Here is a 6,294-nt window from a genome sequence, read left to right as displayed (position 1 = left end):
GGGATCGGCAGGCTGGTGTTTGCAGCGCTCAACAAGGTGGAGTGGGTTTTATTGTGGGTTATGCAGTTGTCAGGTTTATCTTGTGTAGGGTCCAATTTATGGGACCAAAACTGAACAGCTGAAAGCTTACGGCAGCTCTTCGTACGGATCGGCATCATTAAACTCGCGCATAAAAATATCCCATACCACTAAAAACAGCGCCGCGACCAATGGGCCAATCACAAAACCATTAATACCCATCAAGCTAATGCCGCCTAACGTGGAAAATAACACCAAATAATCGGGGAGCTTAGTATCTCGCCCCACCAGTAATGGGCGCAGCACGTTATCGGCCAAACCAATCACCACAGCACCAAACGCCACCAGTATTGACGCCGTTACCCATTCCCCTGTGGCATATAAATACAAAGAAACCGGTAACCATACCAAGCTTGCACCCACGGCAGGTATGAGCGATAAAAAGGCCATCACCACCCCCCACAGTAAGGAGCCAGGAAGCCCCAAAGCCCAAAAAATAAAGCCACCTAATGCGCCTTGTACCATGGCTACTACAATATTGCCTTTTACCGTTGCGCGGGTCACTTCTGAAAATTTAGTAAATAACTTGCGCTCTCGGGCGTCGCCCAAGGGCAAAGCCTTGACCATTAATTCTATTAACTGGCGGCCATCACGCAGTAAGAAAAAAGTTAAGTACAGCATTAAAGCGACACTAATTATAAAGCTAAAGGTAATTTGCCCGGCCCCCAGCGCTTTCTCTGCCATGACTTTACTGGTGGAAACGGCGCCCTTAGAAATAGTCTCGCGAATGTTGCCCAGATCAATACCTAAGCGTTCGAAAAACTCCGGCACTACGGGAAAGGCGTTTTGCACTTGTTCGACCCATTCAGAGGGGTTAATTTCGCCAGCTTCAATGCGTTGATATAACGATAAGCCTTCTTGAATAAAAGCGATAGAAATCAATATAATAGGTAATACGACAATCACTGAGCAAATCAGCAAAGTGAGCAAAGCTAATCGATTAGGTTTATCCCCAAGGTGCTTTCGTAGTCGTTCTTGTAGTGGGTTAAAGATAACGCTAATGGCACAAGCCCAAAAGATCGCACCCCAAAATGGCTTAAGCAGCAATACGAACAACAAACTGACTAATAATAAAATAAACAGAAAAGAGCGTTGCTCGAGTTTTTCACGCATAGCGTTAGCATCCTAAGTAGCAATCTGAAACATCATAAGGAAGGGTAAGGTAATTGACTATTGAGCAAGCGGCAAATCATTTGCGCCAACATCCGTGTTGACGCAATAGCTAACAATCATTGTTTAAAGCTTAACGTTACCAACTATGTTTGATAACGGCCCACTAATTGCTGTAAGTGAGTGGCTAGCTCTCCTACTTGCTTACTGGTATCGCTAGCAGCCCGTGAGCCTGAGTTAGTTTGCTCACTAATGGCCACTATTTGATGCACATTCACATTAATACTTTCTGATACTTGGGTTTGCTCTTCAGCGGCACTGGCAATTTGTTCATTCATACTATTAATGGTATTAACCGCATCGCTTACGCTATGTAGCGCACCATCGATACGCTTTGCTTCAGAAACGGTATTGGCACTGCCTTCACGTATATACTCAATGGCATGTACGGCCTCTTGAGCGCCTTGTTGTAAGCGAGTGATCATGTCATCAATTTCTGCGGTGCTGGTTTGGGTGCGTCCAGCCAAGTTACGTACTTCATCGGCTACCACCGCAAAGCCACGACCTTGTTCGCCAGCACGGGCGGCTTCTATGGCCGCGTTTAGCGCTAATAAGTTGGTTTGTTCAGCAATATCACGGATCACATCAAGCACAGTGCCAATTTGCTCAGACTCTGTGCCTAACCGCTGAATAATATCAACGCCGTTCACAATCTGGTCTTCTAGCCCATTAATCACGGCTATGGTGCCTTGCAACAGTTGCTGGGCATCGGTGACCTGATCTTCGGCTTGCTGTGCTGCTTCTGCCGCCCGTGCCGCGCTTGACGCGACTTCTTGCGCGGTGGCCGACATTTGATTCATGGCGGTGGCAAGCTGGTCACTTTCATGATCTTGGCGTGCAATCCCTGTTTCAGTTTCTGTCATAAATTGCTGTAACTGATCACTGGCTTGTTGCAAAGTATCAGCTGATTGGCGGGTATTTTGTATTAAGCCACTAATTTGACCAGCAAACTGATTAAATGAAGAGGCCAGCAACCCAAGTTCATGGCCTTGTTCGCTATTAAGGCGACGGGTTAAATCCCCTTCGCCTTGGGCAATATCTTGCATGGTCGATACCGCTTGGCGCAGTGGGGCGTGAATAGTGCGCACCAGCAGCAGTGCCAAAGCCGCAATAAGCACTAATAAAGCAGTAGCAGATAAGCCTGAGTTTATCAGGCCCTGCATAACAGAGTCAGAAATCTCTTGTTCTAACTGCGCCACTGTGGCTTCTAAATCATCGACATAAAACCCTGTGCCTAGCAGCCAGTCAGTATTTGGAATAGGGGTAATGTGCGCAAGTTTAGGGGCATTTTGCTGGGTGTCTGGCTTAGGCCAATGGTACTCAATGTTACCACCGCCTTGTTCGCCCAGCGCTACATACTCTTGTACTAAATGTCGGCCATCTGGGCTGGTAGAGTCTAAGTAGTTGTTATTTTCTCGTGCCGGGTTATCGGCACTCACCACTTGCATGCCTTGGGTGTCATAAACAAAAAAGTAACCTGTGCCTTCATCAAAGCGCAGCTGGCGTAATTGCGCCTTAGCGGCGGCAATATCACCACGTTTTAGCAATGGAGCAATGCCGGTAATGGCCAACTCTATATAGTTAGACAATTGTTGTTTGCGAGCATCAGTGAGCGAGCTGTGTAAACTGTCACTACTCAACTGCTTAAGACGCAACGACTGATTCACGTTTACCCAAGTACTTACCGCCGCCAGTAATAGCAGAGGCAGTAACGCCAGCAACAATATTTTTTGTCTAATAGAAAGTCGATTCATCACAGATCTCGAAGTGTTAATGATTGTTTACAATCTTGTATCATTTTGTATGTCAAATGTCATTGATCTAGATTAATAAAGCACAGCCTGTTTTTCTGCTGTCCCTTGTGAAGTGCGTTGTTAGGCTGCTGCTGTTAATATTGCCAACACACTCCTCACTACACTAAAAACATAAACCCATGAGCAATAGCACTGTCCCACTTCAAGACGAACATCCCGTGACTGGCACCTTAATTAAAATGCCTGCACAACTGGCTGACCCCATTAGCTACCAACTGGCCTTAGGTGAACATAGAATTGACCTGAGCGCGCGCTTAGGGCAATCCATTACCCTCACTCATACTGGTAATATTTATTGCAGCGCATGTAGTAGAAAAACCAACAAAAGTTACGCACAAGGTCATTGCTTTCCGTGCATGAAAACCTTGGCTCGGTGTGACATGTGTATTATGAAGCCCGAAACCTGTCACTATGCAGCCGGCACCTGTCGCGAGCCTGAATGGGGCGAACAGCACTGCATGGTGGATCACATTGTTTATCTCGCCAACACTTCTGGCTTAAAAGTGGGTATTACTCGTCATACTCAGGTGCCTACCCGTTGGATTGACCAAGGTGCCACCCAAGCCGTGCCTATTTTACGTGTCGCTACGCGTCAGCTGTCTGGGTTGGTAGAAATTGCCTTGGCTAAAATGGTGGCGGATAAAACCAATTGGCGCACCATGCTAAAAGGTGGCGAGGCAGATATTGATCTCAAAGCCGAAGCAGCGCGTTTGTTACCCGAAATACAGCAAACCATCGCCGAATTACAAGTGCAGCACGGTGAACACGCCATTAGCCTACTAGACGAGCCGATAGTGGATTTACATTTTCCGGTATTGGAATATCCGAGCAAAATTACCAGTCACAACTTTGATAAAAACCCAGCAGTATCAGGCGTACTCATGGGTATTAAAGGCCAATATCTCATACTCGACACCGGCGTGATCAACCTGCGTAAATTTACCGGCTATGAAGTAAGCTTTAGCCAGTAACTAGGTATCGTCTGGGTTAGCCAACCTATAAGGTTGGCATAATGCTAGATGGTTACACTGATTAATATTATTAAATGCACTATAAAAGTCGGACCGATATGAGTCTTTCAGTTAAATTGCCTTAATAAACCCTAGCATTTCACTCGGGCTTTGATTAAAGTTTCGCCTCCCAAAGAAGCTTATTCTTATATTAGTTCTAAGGAAGTTGCAGGTGCTCAGACGTTTAAACATAGGAACCCGCCTAGCCATTGGCTTTGGCGGCTTAGTGGCGATCACAGTGGTTATTATGGCACTGTTTTACTTGGCCAATGCTAATCGCATTATTGAACAAGCAGAAAAACGTGAGCTACAAAGCCTCTTGGGTGCCGCCAACGCTCAATTAGAAAGCCAAACCTTTTTTGCCGAAGCCATGAGCCGCATTGTGGCAGAGCAGCCAAGTGTGCAAGCTAAATTAGCCGCCCAGGATCGCCAAGGGCTAGTGGAGCAGTTTCAGCCGGTGTTTACACAATTGCAGCAGCATTATGGTGTGGCACAATTTCAGTTTCATACTGCTCCTGCCACCTCTTTTTTACGCCTGCATAAATTAGAAAAATACGGCGACGATCTAAGCCAGTTACGGCCTACAATCGTAGCCACTAACCGTACCCAGTCGCCAGTGCGAGGCCTAGATGGTGGCGTTGCGGGTATTGGTATTCGTGGGTTATCGCCGATGCATTATCAAGGTAAACACCTAGGTTCGATTGAGTTTGGTCTGAATCTTGCTCAAGGCTTTGCTACACGTTTTAGCGAAGAGTTTGGTGCTGGTATTGCCATTCATGCCGTCAAAGGTAACCAAGTTGAAACCCTCGCCAGCACCATTAGTGGCAATAGCTTGGTTGGTAATGCCGATATTCTATCAGGCTGGCAGGGGGAGTTTGTGCTAGGAAGACAACAGCATAACAACACGCCCTATGCCACACTCACTCATAATATAGATGGTTTTTCTGGTGAGCCGATTGCCGTTATCGAGCTGGCAATGGATCGCAGTTTTTATGCTGACAACATTATCAGCACGCGCCGCTTTGTGATTGTGATGTCGGTGGTGGCTATTTTAATTGCCTTGCTTATGGCCTACTGGTTGGCACAAAGTATTTGTAAGCCGCTGCGTATTACCGTGGCTAACTTGCATAATATTGCCGAAGGCGAAGGAGATTTAACCCGTAGATTGGATGAAAGTGGTAACGATGAACTCAGTGACTTAGCCAAAGAATATAATGCGTTTGTTGGTAAAGTGCAGCATCTTATTAGCCAAGTTTCTGACGCGACTAATCAAATGGCCACCGCTACTGAAGAGTTGTCGCACATTGCTAACCAAGGTAAGCAAGGCGCTCAAGCACAGCGCGACCAAACCACACAAGTGGCCACCGCCATGCATCAAATGACGGTCTCTATTCAAGAAATAGCGGGTAACACCAATAGTGCAGCCGACACCGCCGAAAGTACCACTCAAACCACAGAGCAAGGGCGCCAAGCGGTATCACACAATGTGTCCACTATTGGTGAGCTGGCAGACGAAGTGATGGCCGCGTCATTGACTATTCAAGAGCTAGAACAGCAGAGTAACGATATTGGCCAAGTGCTAGAGGTGATAGGTAACATTGCCGCACAAACCAATTTACTGGCATTGAATGCGGCCATAGAAGCCGCCCGGGCTGGTGAACAGGGACGTGGCTTTGCCGTGGTGGCTGACGAAGTGAGAAACCTTGCCCAGCGCACCCAAGACTCCACTGTTGAAATTGAAAAAATAGTCGAAAATATTCAAAACAGCACCCACAATGTGGTGGCTGTAATGGACAGAAATCGTCTTAAAACTGACTCAGCAGTGACTGATGCTAATATCACTGCCGAGCGCTTAACTGATATAAAGTCTTCTGTAGATGCCATACACGATATGAATACCCAGGTAGCTGCCGCAGTCGAAGAGCAGTCTCATGTGGCGGAAGATGTCAACCGTAGCATTAACACTATCAGCGATATTGCTGAGCAAAGTGAATTGTCGGTTGGGCAAACCGCCCAAGCCAGCCAAGAGCTGTCTGTGTTGGCAACGCAATTACAATCGTTAGTAGGGCGTTTTAAAATCCAATAAGTGACTTATGTAATAAAAAAGCCGAACTTAGTGTTCGGCTTTTTTATGAAAAGGGGTCGGAGTCATTTTTATAAGTTATACCAATCTGTAAAACTAACTGATCAAAATTTTTCGCCACGGAATCCACGGAAGAACA

The 6,294-nt window shown here is 46.5% G+C and carries 4 protein-coding genes; 2 read left to right on the top strand and 2 right to left on the bottom strand.

The features are described from left to right. Positions 1–126: 126 nt before the first annotated feature. Both ACTHY5_RS10695 and ACTHY5_RS10690 read right to left on the bottom strand, forming a co-directional pair. A complete protein-coding gene (locus tag ACTHY5_RS10695) occupies positions 127–1,191 on the bottom strand; it encodes an AI-2E family transporter (protein ID WP_441879476.1) in 1,065 nt (354 codons plus the stop codon). 143 nt (positions 1,192–1,334) lie between these two features. Beyond that, positions 1,335–3,002, bottom strand: coding sequence for a methyl-accepting chemotaxis protein (locus tag ACTHY5_RS10690; RefSeq protein ID WP_441879475.1), 1,668 nt, complete (start codon positions 3,000–3,002; stop codon positions 1,335–1,337). A gap of 179 nt (positions 3,003–3,181) precedes the next feature. On the opposite strand from ACTHY5_RS10690, the gene ACTHY5_RS10685 reads away from it, so the two are divergent. Beyond that, on the top strand, positions 3,182–4,033 hold the full coding sequence (locus ACTHY5_RS10685; protein WP_441879473.1) for a DUF2797 domain-containing protein: 852 nt from the start codon (positions 3,182–3,184) through the stop codon (positions 4,031–4,033). Positions 4,034–4,244: 211 nt separating this feature from the next. Further along, positions 4,245–6,158, top strand: a complete 1,914-nt coding sequence (locus ACTHY5_RS10680) for a methyl-accepting chemotaxis protein (protein ID WP_441879471.1) — start codon at positions 4,245–4,247, stop codon at positions 6,156–6,158. The last annotated feature ends 136 nt before the right edge of the window (positions 6,159–6,294 follow it).

It is taken from the genome of Oceanisphaera sp., assembly GCF_052084945.1.
GTDB lineage: Bacteria > Pseudomonadota > Gammaproteobacteria > Enterobacterales > Aeromonadaceae > Oceanimonas.
This window is presented reverse-complemented; position numbering and strand designations above follow the sequence as displayed.